At 68.3% G+C, this 16867-nt stretch carries 15 protein-coding genes; 6 read left to right on the top strand and 9 right to left on the bottom strand.

Annotation, left to right across the window (positions count from 1 at the left end; genetic code table 11):
• The first annotated feature begins 200 nt into the window (after positions 1-200).
• On the top strand, positions 201-1790 hold the full coding sequence (locus WS45_RS16605) for a PAS domain-containing hybrid sensor histidine kinase/response regulator (protein ID WP_059700791.1): 1590 nt from the start codon (positions 201-203) through the stop codon (positions 1788-1790).
• A 4-nt stretch (positions 1791-1794) separates the two neighbouring features.
• Here the strand turns inward: WS45_RS16605 and WS45_RS16600 are convergent, their stop codons facing one another.
• The 5 genes from WS45_RS16600 to WS45_RS16580 all read right to left on the bottom strand — a co-directional run bounded on the left by WS45_RS16600 (position 1795) and on the right by WS45_RS16580 (position 6236).
• On the bottom strand, positions 1795-2127 hold the full coding sequence (locus WS45_RS16600; protein WP_059700790.1) for a four-helix bundle copper-binding protein: 333 nt from the start codon (positions 2125-2127) through the stop codon (positions 1795-1797).
• Positions 2128-2156: 29 nt separating this feature from the next.
• The gene (locus WS45_RS16595) at positions 2157-3362 is read right to left on the bottom strand and encodes a zinc-dependent alcohol dehydrogenase (RefSeq protein WP_059537109.1); all 1206 of its coding nucleotides are present in this window, start codon (positions 3360-3362) and stop codon (positions 2157-2159) included.
• Between the two features lie 247 nt (positions 3363-3609).
• Complete coding sequence (locus WS45_RS16590) at positions 3610-5145, bottom strand: FAD-dependent oxidoreductase (protein WP_059700789.1); 1536 nt, start codon at positions 5143-5145, stop codon at positions 3610-3612.
• Between the two features lie 348 nt (positions 5146-5493).
• Entirely contained in the window at positions 5494-5946 is a 453-nt protein-coding gene (locus WS45_RS16585; RefSeq protein WP_059700788.1) for a phosphate-starvation-inducible protein PsiE, read from the bottom strand.
• Positions 5943-6236 (bottom strand): hypothetical protein, encoded by a 294-nt coding sequence (locus WS45_RS16580; protein ID WP_059700787.1) that lies wholly within the window; start codon positions 6234-6236, stop codon positions 5943-5945. Before WS45_RS16580 ends, WS45_RS16585 begins: the two co-directional genes overlap by 4 nt.
• A 403-nt stretch (positions 6237-6639) precedes the next feature.
• On the opposite strand from WS45_RS16580, the gene WS45_RS16575 reads away from it, so the two are divergent.
• From WS45_RS16575 to WS45_RS16560, 4 genes are all read left to right on the top strand, one after another.
• Positions 6640-7713, top strand: a complete 1074-nt coding sequence (locus tag WS45_RS16575; protein ID WP_059700786.1) for a Dyp-type peroxidase — start codon at positions 6640-6642, stop codon at positions 7711-7713.
• A complete protein-coding gene (locus WS45_RS16570; protein WP_059700785.1) occupies positions 7706-8521 on the top strand; it encodes a family 1 encapsulin nanocompartment shell protein in 816 nt (271 codons plus the stop codon). The genes WS45_RS16575 and WS45_RS16570 overlap by 8 nt, the downstream gene beginning before the upstream one ends.
• A 100-nt stretch (positions 8522-8621) precedes the next feature.
• A complete protein-coding gene (locus WS45_RS16565; protein ID WP_059700784.1) occupies positions 8622-8891 on the top strand; it encodes a hypothetical protein in 270 nt (89 codons plus the stop codon).
• A 437-nt stretch (positions 8892-9328) separates the two neighbouring features.
• Positions 9329-11608: an FdhF/YdeP family oxidoreductase gene (locus WS45_RS16560; RefSeq protein WP_059700783.1), complete on the top strand. Its 2280-nt coding sequence runs from the start codon at positions 9329-9331 to the stop codon at positions 11606-11608.
• A 145-nt stretch (positions 11609-11753) separates the two neighbouring features.
• On the opposite strand, the gene WS45_RS16555 is transcribed toward WS45_RS16560, so the two are convergent.
• Positions 11754-13175, bottom strand: coding sequence for a purine-cytosine permease family protein (locus WS45_RS16555; RefSeq protein ID WP_059700782.1), 1422 nt, complete (start codon positions 13173-13175; stop codon positions 11754-11756).
• Between the two features lie 325 nt (positions 13176-13500).
• Here WS45_RS16555 and WS45_RS16550 point away from each other — a divergent pair, with 325 nt between their 5' ends.
• Complete coding sequence (locus tag WS45_RS16550; protein ID WP_059537143.1) at positions 13501-14424, top strand: LysR family transcriptional regulator; 924 nt, start codon at positions 13501-13503, stop codon at positions 14422-14424.
• A gap of 68 nt (positions 14425-14492) precedes the next feature.
• Here WS45_RS16550 and argE read toward each other — a convergent pair whose 3' ends face one another.
• From argE to WS45_RS16535, 3 genes are read right to left on the bottom strand one after another with little or no spacing between them, the layout of a single operon-like run.
• Positions 14493-15656 carry an acetylornithine deacetylase gene (gene argE, locus WS45_RS16545; protein ID WP_059700781.1) on the bottom strand — a complete coding sequence of 388 codons (1164 nt, stop codon included), beginning with the start codon at positions 15654-15656 and terminating at the stop codon, positions 14493-14495.
• Positions 15649-16326 carry a DUF1028 domain-containing protein gene (locus tag WS45_RS16540; protein ID WP_059700780.1) on the bottom strand — a complete coding sequence of 226 codons (678 nt, stop codon included), beginning with the start codon at positions 16324-16326 and terminating at the stop codon, positions 15649-15651. Before WS45_RS16540 ends, argE begins: the two co-directional genes overlap by 8 nt.
• A gap of 8 nt (positions 16327-16334) precedes the next feature.
• On the bottom strand, positions 16335-16772 hold the full coding sequence (locus WS45_RS16535; protein WP_059700779.1) for a RidA family protein: 438 nt from the start codon (positions 16770-16772) through the stop codon (positions 16335-16337).
• Positions 16773-16867 lie beyond the last annotated feature (95 nt).

Here is a 16867-nt window from a genome sequence, read left to right as displayed (position 1 = left end):
GCACCGCCGCCGCCCGGCCGTCCGCCGGCAGGATTTCGCGCCGCGCGCGCCGCGCGGCACAGGCCATGCGCCCCCATTGATCAGGTGAATTGACCTCCCTTATGCTTTCGGGCGTGTCAATCCGATTTGAATGGCCGCCGCCGGCCGGGCCGGCTGCGGCGGGGCGGCGTTCCTCCGCCCGCATCCGACTTGCCGTGACGATGAAGACAAACGACACCATTTCCGATCCGCCCCCGCCGCTCGGACCCAACGACGCGCGCGATCTGCTGCACCGCTTCGCCGAGTTTCGCTTCGAGACCGTCGTCGGTGCGATCACCGACTACGCGGTGTTCATGCTCGACACGCATGGCAACGTCGCGACGTGGAACGCAGGCGCCGAGCGCATCAAGGGCTATCGCACGGCCGACATCGTCGGCCACCATTTCTCGCGCTTCTATCCGCCCGACGCGATCGCCGCCGGGCGGCCCGCATTCGCGCTCCGGGAAGCCGTCGCGCACGGTCGCTTCGAGGACGAAGGCTGGCGCGTACGCAAGGACGGTTCGCTGTTCTGGGCCAGCGTGACGATCACGGCCGTGCGCGACCATGCGGGCCAGCTCGCCGGCTTCATCAAGATCACGCGCGACATGACCGAGCGCAAGCGGCTCGCCGAGCTCGAAGTGTCGACGCACCGGCTCAGCGTGTTCATCGCGATGCTCGCGCACGAATTGCGCAACCATCTCGCGCCGCTGCGCCATTCGGTCGGCGTGCTGCAGAGCCTGCCCGATCCGGCGCCCGCGCTCGCGCAATGCCGCGACGCCGTGCACCGCCAGGTCGGACAGTTGACGCGGCTGGTCGACGATCTGCTCGACGTCGGGCGCATCACCGCCGGCAAGGTCGAACTCGACGACGCGCCGGTGACCGTGCGCGACCTCGTCTGCCGCGGCGTGGAAAGCATCCAGCCGAAGCTGGCCGCGCGCGAGCAGCACATTCGCGTCGACCTGCCGGCCGATCCGCTGGTGGTGCGCGGCGATGTGGCGCGGCTCGTCCAGGTGCTGCACAACCTGCTCGACAACGCGTCGAAATTCTCGCCGCAGGGCGGGCGCATCGACGTCTGCGCGCGCGCCGAAGGGCCGACCGTCGCGATCCGCGTAACCGATCACGGCGTCGGCATCGCGCCGGGCGCGCTCGAATCGATCTTCGACCTGTTCGAACAGGAAGGCGCGTCGGGCCGGCGCCCGTCGGACGGCTTCGGGCTCGGCCTCGCGATCTGCCGGTCGTTCGTCGAGCTGCACGGCGGGATGATCGCCGCTGAAAGCAACGGCCCCGGCCATGGCGCGACGTTCACGGTGCGGCTGCCGATCGAGCACGCGACACGCGCGGCGCCCGGCGACGCGCCCGCACCGCGCGCAGCCGAACAGCCGGCCGGTGCGCCGCTGCGCATCGTCATCGTCGACGACAACCGCGACTCCGCCGACACGCTCGCCGTGCTGCTGCAGGTCAAGGGCCACGCGCCTCACGTCGCGTACAACGCGAGCGACGCGCTGGCGCTCGCGAGCGAGGTCGTTCCGCACCTGATGCTCGTCGATCTCTCGATGCCCGACGTCGACGGCTTCACGCTGCTGCACGAACTGCGCGCGATCGATGTGCTGGCCGACACGACCTGCGTCGCATTGTCCGGCCATGCGAGCCCGGCCGACCTCGCACGCACCGCGAGCGCGGGCTTCGACGATCACCTCGTCAAGCCCGTCGAGATGGCGGTGCTCGACGCGCTGCTGCAGCGCGTCGCCCGCCAGGTTCACGACACGCGCTGACCGTTCAGGCCATCGCGCGGCACATCGCGGCGCAGGTATCGCATGCCAGCGCGCAGCGCCGGCAATGGTCGTGCGCGTGCTGCAGGCATTCGGCCGCACACAGATCGCATGCAAGCGCGCAAAGCGCACACACCTGGGGCGCGAGCACGCTGGCGCGCGCCATCGCGCCCGATGCAAGGCGGCACAGCTGCGCGCACTCGATGTCGAGCGCGATGCAGGCGGTCAGGGTCTGCGCCTCGGGTTCCGCCAGGCATCCCGCGATACATGCGTCGCACGCATGCGCGCACGCGTCGCATGCGGCCATGCAGTTGTCGTAGCGATCGTCGATCTCGTTCATCACTGCCCTCCTCCTTCCGGTTCGCATCGTCATGGCGTCAGCTTCACCTTCATCCAGCCAGGCTCGCGCACGTCGAACGCGCGATACGCGTCGATCGCGTTCGTCAGCGGCTCGCAGCGTGTCAGCACGGACGCCGGGTCGAACGCCCCGCTGCGCACGAGCTCGATCAGCCGCGGCGTGATGGTCCGGTGATTGCAGTTGCCCATCTTGATCGTCAGGTTCCGGTTCATCGCCTCGCCGACCGGGAACACGCGCGCCTGCGGCGGATACACGCCGATGATCGCGACCGTGCCGGCCTTCGCGACCACGCGCACCGCCCATTGCAGCACCTGCGACGGCCCGTCGCCGGGTATCCAGTAGCGGCCGTCCGGCTTGCGGCGCGGTGCGACGGCGTCGACTTCCGCATCGAACGCGCGCGCCGCGTCGCGATCGGCGGTGGCCGGACCGTGCGTGGCGCGCATCGCGTCGACGCCGACCGCGTCGATCGCACGATCGACACCGATCCCGCCGGTGAGCCGCAGCACCGTGTCGACGGGGTCCTCCTCGGAGAAGTCGATGGTCTCGGCGCCTTGCGCGCATGCCATCTCGAGCCGCGACGCGATGCGGTCGATCGCGATCACGCGACCGGCGCCCATCAGCTTCGCGCTCGCGATCGCGAACTGACCGACCGGCCCGGCGCCGAATACGGCCACCGTGTCGCCGGGCTTGACCTCCGCGAGCTGCGCGCCGAAGTAGCCGGTCGGGAAAATGTCGGACATCAGGATCGCACGGTCGTCGTCGATCGCGTCGGGCAGCCGGATCAGGCTCGCGTTCGCGAGCGGCGTGCGCGCGTATTCGGCCTGCAGCCCGTCGAACGGCCCCGTGTCTGCCGGACCGCCGTAGAACGCGGTGCCCGCGCGCGGCCCGCCCGGGTTCGCGACGTCGCATTGCGCGGTGTAGCCCGCGCGGCAGTACACGCAGCTGCCGCACGCGATCGTCGATGGAATCAGCACGCGATCGCCGCGCTTCAGGTTGCGCACGTCGCGCCCGACCGTCTCGACGATGCCGACGCCCTCATGGCCGAGGATCGTGCCCGGCTTCATCCCGCCGAGCGTGCCGCGCACCATGTGCAGGTCGGTGCCGCAGATCGCGCTGGCCGTGAGGCGCACGACCGCATCGGTCACGTCGGCGACTTCCGGGTCGGGTACCGTATCGATGCGAATATCGCCGATGCCGTGAAATACGACTGCTTTCATGTCAGGCCCTCCTTGTCGAAAGCGGAAACGGTGTGGATACCGTCGCGCTGTTCGAGCAAGGCGCGCGCCCGTCGGCGAGGGGAACACCGGGCGGTTCGCGTTCGGGTTTGTCGTCGCGAACGCGTCGATGGCGCAACGGGAGTCGCGGTACACCGACCTCGGTGCGTGTCGCGACGCTGCAACGACCGTTGCATACGCAACGCGTTGACCGTAGCGTGCACCGCTCAACGCACGGTCCGCAACCCGCTCACGCGTGCGTCGCGCCCTGCTGCTCGAGCGCCGCTTCCGCGCGCAGGCAATCGAGATCGCGGCCGATCGTCGCGACCGCGAGCCGTGCGTTGCCGCGCCAGTACGTCACCGAACCGTCGTGCGCGCGCAGGTCGCCGTCGATCTCGACGCGATCCCATTGCTCCGCGTGTCCGACATAGCGCACCGTCAGGTCATAGTGCTGGCTCCAGAAGAACGGCACGGCGTCGAACGGCTGCTGCCGGCCGAGCATGTTGCGCGCCACGGCGATCCCCTGTCGCTCCGCGACGACCCAGTGCTCGACGCGAATGCGTTCGCCCGTCAGCGGATCGGGCCAGCGCGCGATGTCGCCGGCCGCGTAGATGTTCGGCGCGCTCGTCTGCAGGAAACGGTCGACGGTCACGCCGCGATCGACGGCCAGCCCCGCGTCCTGCGCAAGCGCGACGTTCGGATGCACGCCGATGCCGACCAGCACGACATCCGCCGGCAGCACGTCGCCGTTCGACAGCGTGACGCGATCCGGCGCGATCTGCGCGGGCGTCGCGCCGAGATGGAACGCCACGCCGTGCGATTCGTGCAGCGCGCGGATCGTATCGCCGAGCGCGTCGCCGAGCACGCGCGCCATCGGCCGCGCATCGGGCGCGACCACGTCTACGTCGAGCCCGCGCGTGCGCAGCGCGGCGGCCGCTTCGAGGCCGATGAAGCTCGCGCCGACCACGACGCAGCGCCGCGCGGTCTTCAGCTTGCCGATCAGCGCATCGCAATCGGCGCGCGAACGCAGCACGCACACGTGCGGAAGATCGGCGCCCGGTACGGTCAGGCGGTTCGGCTCGGCGCCGGTGGCGAGCAACAGCGCGCCGTAGCCGACGCGGCTGCCGTCCGCGAGCTCGACCGCGTGTTGCGCGGGGTCGATCCGCGCGACGCGCGTGCCGCAGCGCACGTCGATGCGCTGGTCGGTATAGAACGACGCGCCGCGCAGCGGCAGCCAGTCGGCTTCGGCCGTGCCGGCCAGATAGTCCTTCGACAAGTTCGGTCGATCGTACGGCGGCTCGCTGTCCGCGCTCAGCAGCGTGACCGCGTGCGGGTAGCCTTCCTGCCGCAGCGTCACGGCCGCCGAGATCGCGGCCGCCCCACCGCCGACGATCACCACCGATTCGGGCAATCCGGGCGCATTCGACACGGGCGGCGACGCGGCAGGCTGCGCGCCGAGCACGACCACGCGGCCGTCTCGACGTTCGACGCGCCAGCATGTCAGGCCGTCGAGCGCCGGCGCACGCTGCCGTTCGCCGGTGCGCAGGCAGAACGCCGCGTGATGCCACGGGCAGCGAATCGTGTCGCCGACCCGCAGCCCGTCGGCCAGCGGTGCGCCGTAGTGAGGGCATTGCGCGCCCACGGCAAACAGGGCATCGGCGCGGCGCACCAGCAGCACCGCGTCGTCGCCGACCCGGCCCTCGATCATCACGCCGTCGGCGATGTCATCGAGAGAAATGCCCTGCGCAAGATCGGGGCGTGAAGACGATGCGTCGCTTCCGGACATGGCGCGGCTCCCGGCTGAGGTAACGATCCCATTATCGGCGTCCTGCCCGAAAAGAGCAGGGACGGACGACCCCGCGGCGCACGCAAACGCGAACCGTGGCTCGTACGCGATCCGCAACCGGCGCGGAACGTCATCGACGTTGCGGCGCAACACGCTGGATACGCGTGCGCGGGTGTCAAGCGGGCGAAGCAATCCGCATGCCGTGCGCGGCGTGCGGCCTGGCGAGCATCCCGGGCGGGCCGGACACGGCGAGCTTGCCGGTTGCGGCCATTTCAACGATGACACCGCTATCGATGTGGAATCCTTCGTTCTTCGCCGACAGCGCCGGCCACGCGCACGCAGGCGGCGTTACCGACGCGGGCGCGCATCTTCTTCGACATCGTCGACTTCCGTCGGAAAACGATGCTGACCGAAGCCGAGGATCAGTACGCCCACCGCGAGCAGCACGATCCCGAACGTGGTCATCAGCATTCGTTCGGGGCTGTCGGTGGCGCCGCGCAGGATCAGGTCGCGTGCAAGCGACGTCATCGCGATGAACAGCGGAAAGCGGACCGGCAGCCGGCCGAGCCGCAGGTAGCGCACGTCCATCGCGAGCACTTCGAGATACAGGAACATCAACAGCAGGTCGGTCAGCGACACCTCGCCCGCGAGCACGACCTTCCACGCCTCCTGCGTCATCGCGAACGCGGTCGCGAGACCGATCACGATCAGCCCGGCCAGTTCGGCCGCATGGAGGAAGTGTCCGAAGCGGCGGCGGATGCGCTCGGCGGCCGTATCGGCGGAAACGGTGGACGTATTCAAAACGATGACCCGTGCAATTGCTTAGGCGCCGCGATCGATACTCCATCGACACGGCGGATGGTTTCGCGAGGATGAACGGTTGCGCACGCATCTATCCGGGCGATAGCACTCATGGAACGCGACGCCGGCATCTCGTCGCCCGTTCGGTCCGGCAACAACCGGCAGCCGGGATACCGTTCGAGGCGATCGAGCCGCGCGTTCACCTGCGCGTTGCCCACCATCAGGTTGGACGCACCGCCATGCTCGATCACTGCACCGAAAATACGCGTCTCTTCCAGAAGGTTCATCATGATGGTTCTCGTCGGCGGGCGGAGCGAATCCAATCTACTGCACGCGCCACGCCCGCTCAAGAGCACAGCGCCGCGCGCTTCAGGAGTACAGCTGCACGCCCGCTGCGCGAAATCGGACCCCGATCAATCCATTCGAATGACAGTTCGCCGATACGTGTTCCAAAGACCCGCCGAAGCTGCTAGATTGCATGCTCGACGCCGTCACGCGGTGCGGCAAGGTCACGCGCCGGGCGAGTGCGCGGCCACCCGTTGCGCCCGGGCGGCAGGCCGCCGCCGTGGCCCGTTGCGCGACGCATGCGCAACGAACGTCCTTCATCCGCATGTCACAAAGAGAACAGTCGCATGACACAGTCCAACCGTTCGTCTTCGCGCGCCGCGGCATTCGCGGCCCGTCCGTCCCGACATGACTGACCGGCAGGCCGCGATGCAAACCCTTCCCCCGCTCTCCCAGGCCGTTCACAGTCCGATCACGCGCAGCGCGATCTTCCTCGTCGCAACCGTCAACCCGGGCGCCGACCGCGCCGACACGATCCGCGCGTGGTGCGGCGACATCGCCGCGCTCGTGCGCTCGGTCGGCAAGCGCGTGCCGGGCGGCAATCTGTCCTGCGTGTGCGGCTTCGGCGCCGACGCATGGGATGCGCTGTTCGGCGATCCGCGCCCCGCGTCGCTGCATCCGTTCCGCGAATTCGGCGCCGGCCAGCGTGTCGCGGTCGCGACGCCGGGCGACATCCTGCTGCACATCCGCGCCGAGGCGATGGACCTGTGCTTCGAACTCGCCACCCAACTGCTCGGCGCGCTCGGCGACGCGGTCACGGTCGTCGACGAGGTGCACGGCTTCCGCAACTTCGACCAGCGCGCGATGATCGGTTTCGTCGACGGCACCGAGAACCCGGAAGGCCGCGAGGCGGTCGACTTCACGGTGATCGGCGACGAGGATTCGGCATTCGCGGGCGGCAGCTACGTGATCGTGCAGAAGTACCTGCACGACATGGCCGGCTGGAACGCGCTCGCGGTCGAGACGCAGGAACGCATCATCGGGCGCACCAAGCTGTCCGACATCGAGCTCGCGCCGGACGTGAAACCGTCGTGCTCGCACAGCTCGCTGACCACGCTCGACGAAGACGGCAAGGAAGTGAAGATCCTGCGCGACAACATGCCGTTCGGGCGCCCCGGCTACGGTGAATTCGGCACCTATTTCATCGGCTACGCGCGCTCGCCGGCGCCGATCGAGCAGATGCTCGAGAACATGTTCGTCGGCCGCCCGCCCGGCAACTACGACCGGCTGCTCGACTACAGCCGCGCGGTCACCGGTTCGCTGTTCTTCGTGCCGTCGGCCGACCTGCTCGAAGCGCTCGCCGATCGCGCCGCACCGGCCGCCGACGCCACCGCCTCGCAGCCGGCACCCACCTCGCCCGAGTCGCGTCGTGACGGCTCGCTGAACATCGGATCGCTGAAAGGAGCCAAAGCCCATGAATAACCTGCACCGCGAACTCGCGCCCGTTTCCGCCGCCGCCTGGGAACAGATCGAGGAGGAAGTGGCACGCACCTTCAAGCGCTCGGTGGCCGGGCGCCGCGTGGTCGACGTCGAGGGCCCGGCCGGCCCCGCGCTGTCGGCCGTCGGCACCGGGCATCTGCGCGAGGTCGCCGCGCCGCGCGAGCAGGTGAGCGCACGGTTGCGCGAAGCGCGTACGATCGTCGAGCTCACGGTGCCGTTCGAATTGAGTCGCGATGCGATCGACAGCGTAGAGCGCGGCGCGCGCGACGCCGACTGGCAGCCGGCGAAGGACGCCGCGCAACGGCTCGCATTCGCGGAAGACGGCGCGATCTTCGACGGCTACCTGGCCGCGGACATCGTCGGCATCCGCGAAGGCACGTCGAACCGCAAGCTCACGCTGCCGGCCGACGTCGGCGCGTACCCGGACGCGATCAGCGATGCGCTGGAAGCACTGCGGCTCGCCGGCGTCGACGGCCCGTACTCGGTCGTGCTCGGTTCGGACGCCTACACGGCGCTGAGCGAAGCGCGCGACCAGGGCTACCCGGTCCTCGGCCACATCAAGCGCATCGTCAGCGGCGAGATCATCTGGGCACCGGCGATCAGCGGCGGCTGCGTGCTGTCCACCCGCGGCGGCGACTATGAACTGCACCTCGGCGAAGACGTGTCGATCGGCTACACGAGTCACACCGACAAGGTCGTTCGCCTGTACCTGCGCGAAACGTTCACGTTCCTGATGCTGACGAGCGAGGCATCGGTGGCCGTGGCGCCGCAGGCCACCGCGGCGACCTGACGTCCCGCCCGCGCGCGATGCCTGCCGGGCATCGCGTGCACCGGCCGCGTTGCCGGCCGCACGTTCGTCGTCGCCGCACCATCCTGAATGGAGGCGTGAAATGAGCGAATCGAATGACGCATTACAGGCGCTGCAAGCGTCGGTCGACAGCCTGAAGCAGGCCGTCGACGCGAACGCGAGCCGCCACGCCAGCGACACCGCCGTGCTCTTCACCGTGGTGGCGCTGATGCTGGCCGAGCTGCCGCCCGACACCCGCAACCTGATCGAGGATTCATTCTCCGTCTGGGCCAACGATCTGCAGGATGCAGCCCTGTCATCCGCCGTGAAGCAGATCGCACGACAGCGACTTGCGATGACGCTCTCCGACTGACCCCGCTTCGCCGCGATGCGCGCCCACGCGCGCGCATCGCGCACCGCCACCTTTTCGTATCCCGCACGCCGCACCCGCGTGCGCGCTCGTCTGTACTCCTTGCATCTCCCGAGCACATGCATGTGAGGGTGCAATTCGCGGCCGCGCCGATGCGGAACTGTGTCTTGGAGGCCCCGGGCCGATTCGCTATTTTGAACGCAGTCGAAGCAATGCCGCGGGCTCCGCGAAGCGCCGGCGTTGCTGGCGTCGAACGCAACCGGTCGCGAAGGCATTCGGCAAGACGTCGTCCGGTGCGAGGATGGACGCGCACTGAAACCCGACGGGCCCGGATGCACGGGCCCGCATGACCGGCTCCGTCCGCGGGACGGGACCGCCCCATGCCGCGACGCGGCGCAACCCGAGCCACCCTGCAGCGGGTCCGGCTCATGGAGAGTCACATGACAAATCGACGCGAAGTGCCGGGCATCAGGAAGTACGATGGGCCCGCCGGCGGTTGGGGCGCGCTTCGCGCGACAGCCGAGGCCGTGCGCACGCAAATGGAAACCATCGAGGCGCCGATCGTGCTGATGCGGACCAACCAGCCCGACGGCTTCGACTGCCCCGGCTGCGCTTGGCCCGACAAGGAACACAAGTCGACGTTCCAGTTCTGCGAGAACGGCGCGAAGGCCGTCACGTGGGAAGCGACGACCAAGCGCGTGACGCCCGAGTTCTTCGCGGCAAACACGGTGTCGTCGCTGCTGCGACTGTCAGACTATGAGCTGGAGAACGAGGGCCGGCTCACGCATCCGCTCGTCTACGATCGCGCGACCGACACGTTCCGCGCAGTCGAATGGGACGACGCATTCGCGCGCATCGGCGAGGTGCTGCGCGCGTTGCCACCCGAGCAGGTCGAGTTCTATACGTCGGGCCGCGCGTCAAACGAAGCCGCGTACCTGTATCAGCTCTTCGCGCGCGAGCTCGGCACCAACAATTTCCCCGACTGCTCGAACATGTGCCACGAGCCGACCAGCGTCGGCCTGCCGCAGTCGATCGGAATCGGCAAGGGCACGGTGTCGCTGGAGGATTTCGACCACTGCGAGCTGATCATCTCCATCGGCCACAACCCCGGCACGAACCACCCGCGAATGATGGGCACGCTGCACGAGTGCTCGCGCCGCAACGTGCCGATCATCGTGTTCAATCCGCTGCGCGAGCGCGCGCTCGAACGCTTCGCGGATCCGCAGGACATGATCGAGATGGCGTCGTTCGGCTCGACGCGCATCGCTTCGACGTACTATCAGGTCGACGCGGGCGGCGACGCCGCCGCGCTGAAAGGCATCATGAAGGCGCTGCTGCGGCTCGAGGCCGAGCGCGGCGACGTACTCGACCGCAACTTCATCGCGCAGCACACCGACGGCTTCGACGCGTTCTCCGCCGACCTGCAGGCGACGTCGTGGGACGACATCGAGCGCGCGAGCGGCCTGAGCCAGGCGCAGCTCGAACAGGTCGCGCTCGCCTACGCGAAGTCGAACGCGACGATCGTCACGTACGGGATGGGCGTCACGCAGCACAACAAGGGCACCGCGACCGTGCGCCTGATCGCCGACCTGCTGCTGATGCGCGGCAACTTCGGCAAGCCCGGTGCAGGCATATGCCCGCTGCGCGGCCACTCCAACGTGCAGGGCAACCGCACCGTCGGCATCACCGAGAAGCCGTCGGCCGAATTCCTGCAGAAGATCGAGGACGTGTGCGGCTTCAAGCCGCCCGCGCATCACGGGCACGACGCGGTGCAAGCGATGCAGGCCATGATCGACGGCCAGGCCAAGGCGCTGCTGTGCCTCGGCGGCAACTTCGCGGTCGCGCTGCCCGATCCCGATCTGTCGTTCCCCGCGATGGCGAAGCTCGATCTGAGCGTGCATCTCGGCACGAAGCTGAACCGCTCGCATCTGCTGGTGGCGAAGGAAACCTACGTCCTGCCCGTGCTCGGCCGCACCGAGCTCGACATGCAGGCGAGCGGCCGGCAGTCGATCACCGTCGAGGATTCGATGTCGATGGTCCACGCATCGGCCGGCAAGCTCAAGCCGGCGTCCGACCAGTTGCGCTCGGAGCCCGCGATCGTCGCCGGAATCGCGCATGCGACGCTGCCGAACAGCAAGGTCGCATGGCTCGACCTGATCGCCGACTACGACCGCATCCGCGACCTGATCGATCGCACGGTGCCCGGCTTCGAGGCGTTCAACGAACGGATCCGCACGCCGGGCGGCTTCCGCCTGCCGCTGCCGCCCACCGAGCGCGTGTGGCCCACGCCGACCGGCAAGGCGACGTTCTCGGTCTACAAGGGCGTGAAGGAAGACGCCGACCTGCTCGGCGCCGAGCAGGTGCTGCGGCTGATCACGCTGCGCAGCCACGATCAGTACAACACGACGATCTACGGGCTCGACGACCGCTATCGCGGTGTGTTCGGGCGGCGCGACGTGCTGTTCATGAACGCGGCCGATCTCGCGAAGTACGGGCTCGAACACGGCGACCTCGTCGACGTCGAGACGATCACCGCATCCGGCCGCACGCTGCGTCTCGAGAAGATCACCGCGATCGAGTACGACATCGCGCCGGGGTCGGTCGGCGCGTATTACCCGGAAGCGAACGTGCTCGTGCCGCTCGACTACATCGACAAGGAAAGCGGCACGCCGTCGTACAAGTCGGTGCCGGTGCGGGTCGCGCGTTCCGTGGGCGTGTGATTCACGGGGCGGGCGAGGTTGCGACGTCCGGTACGACATGCCGCGCGCCTGAACCGGCTCGCCCCCCCTCTTCCCCGTCTCCCGGCCGCCGCATCGCATCCGATGCGGCGGCCGCTTCCTTTCGTCACGTCGAGAGACGATCCGCTTATCGCGCCGCCGACGACGGCAGCTGCGCGCCCGTCTGCCGACGCCGGTACGCGCTGTCGCGGGTCGCGAGCCAGTAGTACAGCGGCGACGTCAGCGCCAGCCCGACGAGCCACGACAGGTCTGCGCCGCCGAGATGCGCGGGAATCGGGCCCGCATACATCGGCGTGTTCATGAACGGAATCTGCACGGCGATCCCGATCGCATACGCGAGCAGCGCCTGCGGATTGAAGCGGCCGTATACGCCGCCGTCCGCCATGAAGATCGACTGGATGTCGTACTTGCCCTTGTGGATCACGTAGAAGTCGATCAGGTTGATCGCCGTCCACGGCACCAGCACGACGAGCAGCGCGAGCACGAGATCGACGAGATTGCCGACGAAGTTCGTCGACGCGCCGATCGCCGCGTAGCAGCATGCGATGAAGATCACCACCGACACCACCGCGCGCGTCTTCGCGGTCGGAATCCACTTGTATGCGAAGGTCTGCACCGAAGTGATGACGGCGAGCACCGCGCCGTACAGGTTCAGCGCGTTGTGGCTGATCACGCTCAGCAGGAACAGCACCAGCATCAGCGGGCCGAGCGGGCCGGTCGCCTGCTTGACCGCATCCATCGTGTCCGCGCCGGCCGGCACCGCGAGCACCGCGACCGCGCCGAAGATGAACGCGAGCGTCGAGCCGATCGTGCAGCCGAGATAGGTCGCCCAGAACGTCGACGCGACGCCGACGTCCTCCGGCAGGTAACGCGAATAGTCAGACACGTACGGCGCGAACGCGATCTGCCACAACGCGGACAGCGACACCGTCGCCAGCCACCCGGCGAAGTCGAAGCCGCCGCGCGTGAGGAAATCGGCGGTGCTCACGTGCGACAGGATCATCCAGAAGCCGACCACGATGCCGATGCCGAGCACCCACGTGCCGATCCGGTTCAGGATGTGGATGAACCGGTAGCCGACGATCCCGATCAGCCCGGAGCCCACCGCGCCGATCACGATGCCGACGGGCACCGGCACCGACGACGCGATGCCGTGCACCGACTTGCCGGCCAGCACGATGTTCGATGCGAAGAAGCCGACGTACATCACCGCCGCGATCACCGTGACCAGCAGCGCGCCCCACGAGCCGAACTGCGCGCGGCTCTGGATCATCTGCGGGATGCCCATCTGCGGCCCCTGCGCCGAATGCAGCGCCATCAGCACGCCGCCGACCGCCTGGCCGACCACGATCGCGACGATCGCCCACATCAGGTTCAGGTGAAAGAGCTGCACGCCGAGCGCGCCGGTCACGATCGGCAGCGGCGCGATGTTGCCGCCGAACCAGAGCGTGAACAGGTCGCGCACCTTGCCGTGGCGTTCTGCGGGCGGCACGTAGCCGATCGTGTGTTTCTCTATCATGGGGGACGCGTTGCGGTCCGCGGTCGTCATGGCGAAGTCTCCTGTCCTGCGCGGCGATGCGCGCGTGCCGTGTCAGCCGGCGCGCGCCGAAGCGTGCGCCTGCAATCGGGTCCGGATACGCTGGCGGCAGTTCGCCGCGCGCATGCGCGCTTTTGTCGCGATCCGGATTGGAGACGATGGTGCGCCACGCATGCGGCGCCCGGAAAATACTAAAAATATTTCCGAGACATACGAAAAAGCTCTGCAGCGGAAATGTCGGCGCCGATTTTCTTCAGGTAAGGTGCTACCCGAAACGATGGACCGATTACGCGCTCCGGCGACGCATGTGCGCCGGGGCCGAGTATCAGAGGTGCCTGTGGCTCACTACACTTTGCGGCAACTGAAATATTTCGTGACGACGGTGGAATCCGGCAGCGTCGCCGAGGCGTCGCGCCAGCTCTTCATCGCGCAGCCGTCGATCTCCAGCGCGATCAAGGGGCTCGAGGAGAGTTTCGGCGTGAAGCTGTTCATCCGCCATCACGCGCAGGGCGTGTCGCTGACGCCATCCGGCACGCGTTTCTACCGGAAGGCGCAGGAACTGCTGCGCATCGCGCACGAATTCGAACAGAACGCGCTCGCCGACAACGACGTGATCACCGGGCAGATCGACATCGGCTGCTTCGAGACCGTCGCGCCGCTCTACCTGCCGCAATTGATCGCGGGCTTTCGGGAGCGCTATCCGGGCGTCAACATCCGGCTGCGCGACGGCGACCAGCAGGAGCTCGTGCAGGGCCTGACGGCCGGCACCTTCGATCTCGCGTTCCTTTACGACCACGATCTCGACGGCACGATCGAAACCGAGCCGCTGATGCCGCCGCAGCAACCATACGTGCTGCTGCCGGAGAACCACCGATTCGCGGGGCAGTCGCACGTATCGCTGCACGACCTCAGCGTGGAGCCGATGATTCTCCTCGACGTGCTGCCGAGCCGCACATACTTCGTCAGCCTGTTTCGCGAGCTCGGGCTCACGCCGAACATCGTGTTCGCTTCGCCGTCGATCGAAATGGTGCGCGGCATGGTCGGCCAGGGATTCGGCTTCTCGCTGCTCGTCACGCGGCCGCACTCCGAATACACGTACGACGGCAGGCGCGTCGTGACGATCGCCCTCAGCGAAACGGTGAGTCCGTCGGGGCTCGTGAGCGCACGGCTGAAGCGCGGTCAGCTGACGAAGCAGGCGCAGTCGTTCGTCGAGTTCTGCCGCGAGCGGCTGGCGCAGATCGTCGCGGAATCGGCGCGATAGCAACAAGAAAACCGCACGCGCCGCGGAGCGGCAGCGTGCGAGATGCGGCATGCGGCTCCGCGGCCTGATCAGTCATCCGAAGCGAGATACGCCGCGAGACGGCCCAGCATCGCGTCGCATCCGTGCAACTGCTCGACCGCGACGAACTCGTCGGGCTTGTGCCCCTGGTCCATGCTGCCCGGCCCGCACACCACAGTCGGAATGCCGGCCTGCCCGAACAGCCCGCCCTCGGTGCCGAACGCGACCGTGCCGAATGCGTCGGATCCGCTCAGCATCGCGAGCAGCCGCGCGGCCTCGCTGTCCGGCGACGTCGCGAGCCCCGGATACGCACCGAGCGGTTGCAGTCGGATATCGGTATCGGGTTGCACCGCGCGCATCTTCGGCAACAGTTCGGATTCCGCATAATCCTGCAGCTTTCTCGGCACGTCATGTGCGTCGAATGCCGGCAGCGCCCGCACTTCGAAGTCGAATTCGCATTCGGCCGGCACGATGTTCAGCGCGCGGCCGCCCTTGATCAACCCGGCCTGCACGGTCGAGAACGGCGGATCGAAGCGGCTGTCGTGATGCTCGGGCCGCGCGAGCGCCGCGCCGATCTCGCCGAGCCGGCCGATCAGCTTCGCCGCGTAATCGATCGCGTTGACGCCGAGCGGCGCGTATGCCGAGTGACACGCGGCGCCCTTCACGTGGCAGCGCATCGCGAGCTTGCCCTTGTGACCGAGCACCGGCTTCAGTTCGGTCGGCTCGCCGATCAGGCACAGGCGCGGCCGGTGCTCGCGCGCGGCCAGCGCATCGAGCATCGGCCGCACACCGAGACAGCCGACTTCCTCGTCATACGAAAACGCGAGATGCACCGGCAGACGCAGCGGCCGCGCGACGAACGCCGGCACGGCCGCGAGCACCGACGCGATGAAGCCCTTCATGTCGGCCGTGCCGCGCCCGTACAGCCGGCCGTCGCGCTCGGTCAGCCGGAACGGCTCGACCGTCCACGCCTGCCCGTCGACCGGCACCACGTCGGTATGGCCCGACAGCGCGATGCCGCCGCGATCGCGTGGCCCGATCGTCGCGTACAGGCTCGCCTTCGTGCGTTCCGCGTTGTAGAACAGCTCGCTCGGGACGCCAAGGCCGTCGAGGTAATGGCGGATGAATTCGACCATCGCGAGATTCGAATCGCGGCTGACCGTCGCGAAGCCGATCAACCGTTCGAGCAATGCGCGGCTCGACGTGTCACTCATCGCCCGGCACTCCGTAGCTCGGCGCGGCGGTCGGGTTCAGCGCGCGTGTCTGGTAATCCTGCATCTGCGGGCGATACGCGCGCCACAGCGCATCCAGTTGCCCGATCGGATCGGCATCGGCCCAGTCGACGCGCAGGTCGACGATCGGCCAGGTCACGTCGCCGACCACCTTCAGCGCGGCCGAATGCACCGGTCCGGCCTCGCCGCCCGCCGCGATCGCCGCGTGCATTGCGGCGAGCAGGCGGTCGGCCAGCAGCCCGGGCGACTGCTCGAACGCACGCGCCATCGCGTCGATCACGCCCGGCGCGGCCAGCAGGTTGCCCGCCGCCACGCATTGCTCGCCCTCAACCGCATGGTGCGTGCCGAGCGCCTCCTTCCCGGTGAAGCACGCGGTCTGCCCCTGCCCGTCGATCACCGTGACCTGCCGGTACTGGCTCCAGCCGTTCGAGCTGAGCGCGCGGTCGAGCGCGGCCGCCGGTGCGAGCTGCCGGTGTTCGATCAGGTCGAGGATCTGCGGGCCGAGCGCCGGCAGCGTGACGTTCTGCGTGGCGACTGCGCCGACGCCCGCGCGCACCCACGGGCAGCGCGCGCCCACCGCGATGCTCGACGAACTGATCGCGATCCCGAGCTGCCCCGTTTCCGGGCAGCGCCCGACGATGGAGAAAGTCATGTCGCCTCCTATGCGCGGTTCGGTTGCCAGTTGTCCGGGATCACCGCGATCACGTCGATCTCCATCAGCCACTGCGGCTGGCCGAGCGCCGAGACGACGAGCCCCGTCGAAATCGGGTAGACGCCTTTCAGCCACTTGCCGACTTCCTGGTACACGGGCTCGCGATAGCGCGGGTCGATCAGGTAGGTCGTCGTCTTCACGATGTGCGTGATGTCGCTGCCGGCTTCCTCCAGCAACTGCTTCACGTTCTTCATTGCCTGCTCGGCCTGCGCGCGCGGATCGCCGAGGCCGATCAGGTTGCCGTCGAAATCGGTGCCGACCTGGCCGCGCACGTAGATGGTGTTGCCGGCGCGCACGGCCTGGCACAGGTCGTTGTCGAGCGTCTGGTTCGGGTAGGTATCCTTCGTATTGAACATGCGGATACGGGTGTGGGTAGGCTGGCTCATCGAGGTCCTTCGAATGACGGTGGGTTCGCCCGCCGCGCCGGGAGCGGTCGCGGCGGGTTCCGGTTGTAGCGGGGTCGCCGCGTCCTGGCGCCTTG

Origin of the sequence: Burkholderia sp. RF2-non_BP3, from assembly GCF_001522185.1 — a bacterium.
Classification (GTDB): Bacteria; Pseudomonadota; Gammaproteobacteria; order Burkholderiales; family Burkholderiaceae; genus Burkholderia; species Burkholderia diffusa.
This window is presented reverse-complemented; position numbering and strand designations above follow the sequence as displayed.

Excerpts from the sequence above, each read along its gene's own strand:
- WS45_RS16605 (WP_059700791.1), top strand. The coding sequence starts at position 201 with ATGAAGACAAACGACACCATTTCCGATCCGCCCCCGCCGCTCGGACCC.
- WS45_RS16600 (WP_059700790.1), bottom strand. The coding sequence starts at position 2,127 with ATGAACGAGATCGACGATCGCTACGACAACTGCATGGCCGCATGCGAC.
- WS45_RS16595 (WP_059537109.1), bottom strand. The coding sequence starts at position 3,362 with ATGAAAGCAGTCGTATTTCACGGCATCGGCGATATTCGCATCGATACG.
- WS45_RS16590 (WP_059700789.1), bottom strand. The coding sequence starts at position 5,145 with ATGTCCGGAAGCGACGCATCGTCTTCACGCCCCGATCTTGCGCAGGGC.
- WS45_RS16580 (WP_059700787.1), bottom strand. The coding sequence starts at position 6,236 with ATGATGAACCTTCTGGAAGAGACGCGTATTTTCGGTGCAGTGATCGAG.
- WS45_RS16575 (WP_059700786.1), top strand. The coding sequence starts at position 6,640 with ATGACTGACCGGCAGGCCGCGATGCAAACCCTTCCCCCGCTCTCCCAG.
- WS45_RS16570 (WP_059700785.1), top strand. The coding sequence starts at position 7,706 with ATGAATAACCTGCACCGCGAACTCGCGCCCGTTTCCGCCGCCGCCTGG.
- WS45_RS16565 (WP_059700784.1), top strand. The coding sequence starts at position 8,622 with ATGAGCGAATCGAATGACGCATTACAGGCGCTGCAAGCGTCGGTCGAC.
- WS45_RS16560 (WP_059700783.1), top strand. The coding sequence starts at position 9,329 with ATGACAAATCGACGCGAAGTGCCGGGCATCAGGAAGTACGATGGGCCC.
- WS45_RS16555 (WP_059700782.1), bottom strand. The coding sequence starts at position 13,175 with ATGACGACCGCGGACCGCAACGCGTCCCCCATGATAGAGAAACACACG.
- argE (WP_059700781.1), bottom strand. The coding sequence starts at position 15,656 with ATGAGTGACACGTCGAGCCGCGCATTGCTCGAACGGTTGATCGGCTTC.
- WS45_RS16540 (WP_059700780.1), bottom strand. The coding sequence starts at position 16,326 with ATGACTTTCTCCATCGTCGGGCGCTGCCCGGAAACGGGGCAGCTCGGG.
- WS45_RS16535 (WP_059700779.1), bottom strand. The coding sequence starts at position 16,772 with ATGAGCCAGCCTACCCACACCCGTATCCGCATGTTCAATACGAAGGAT.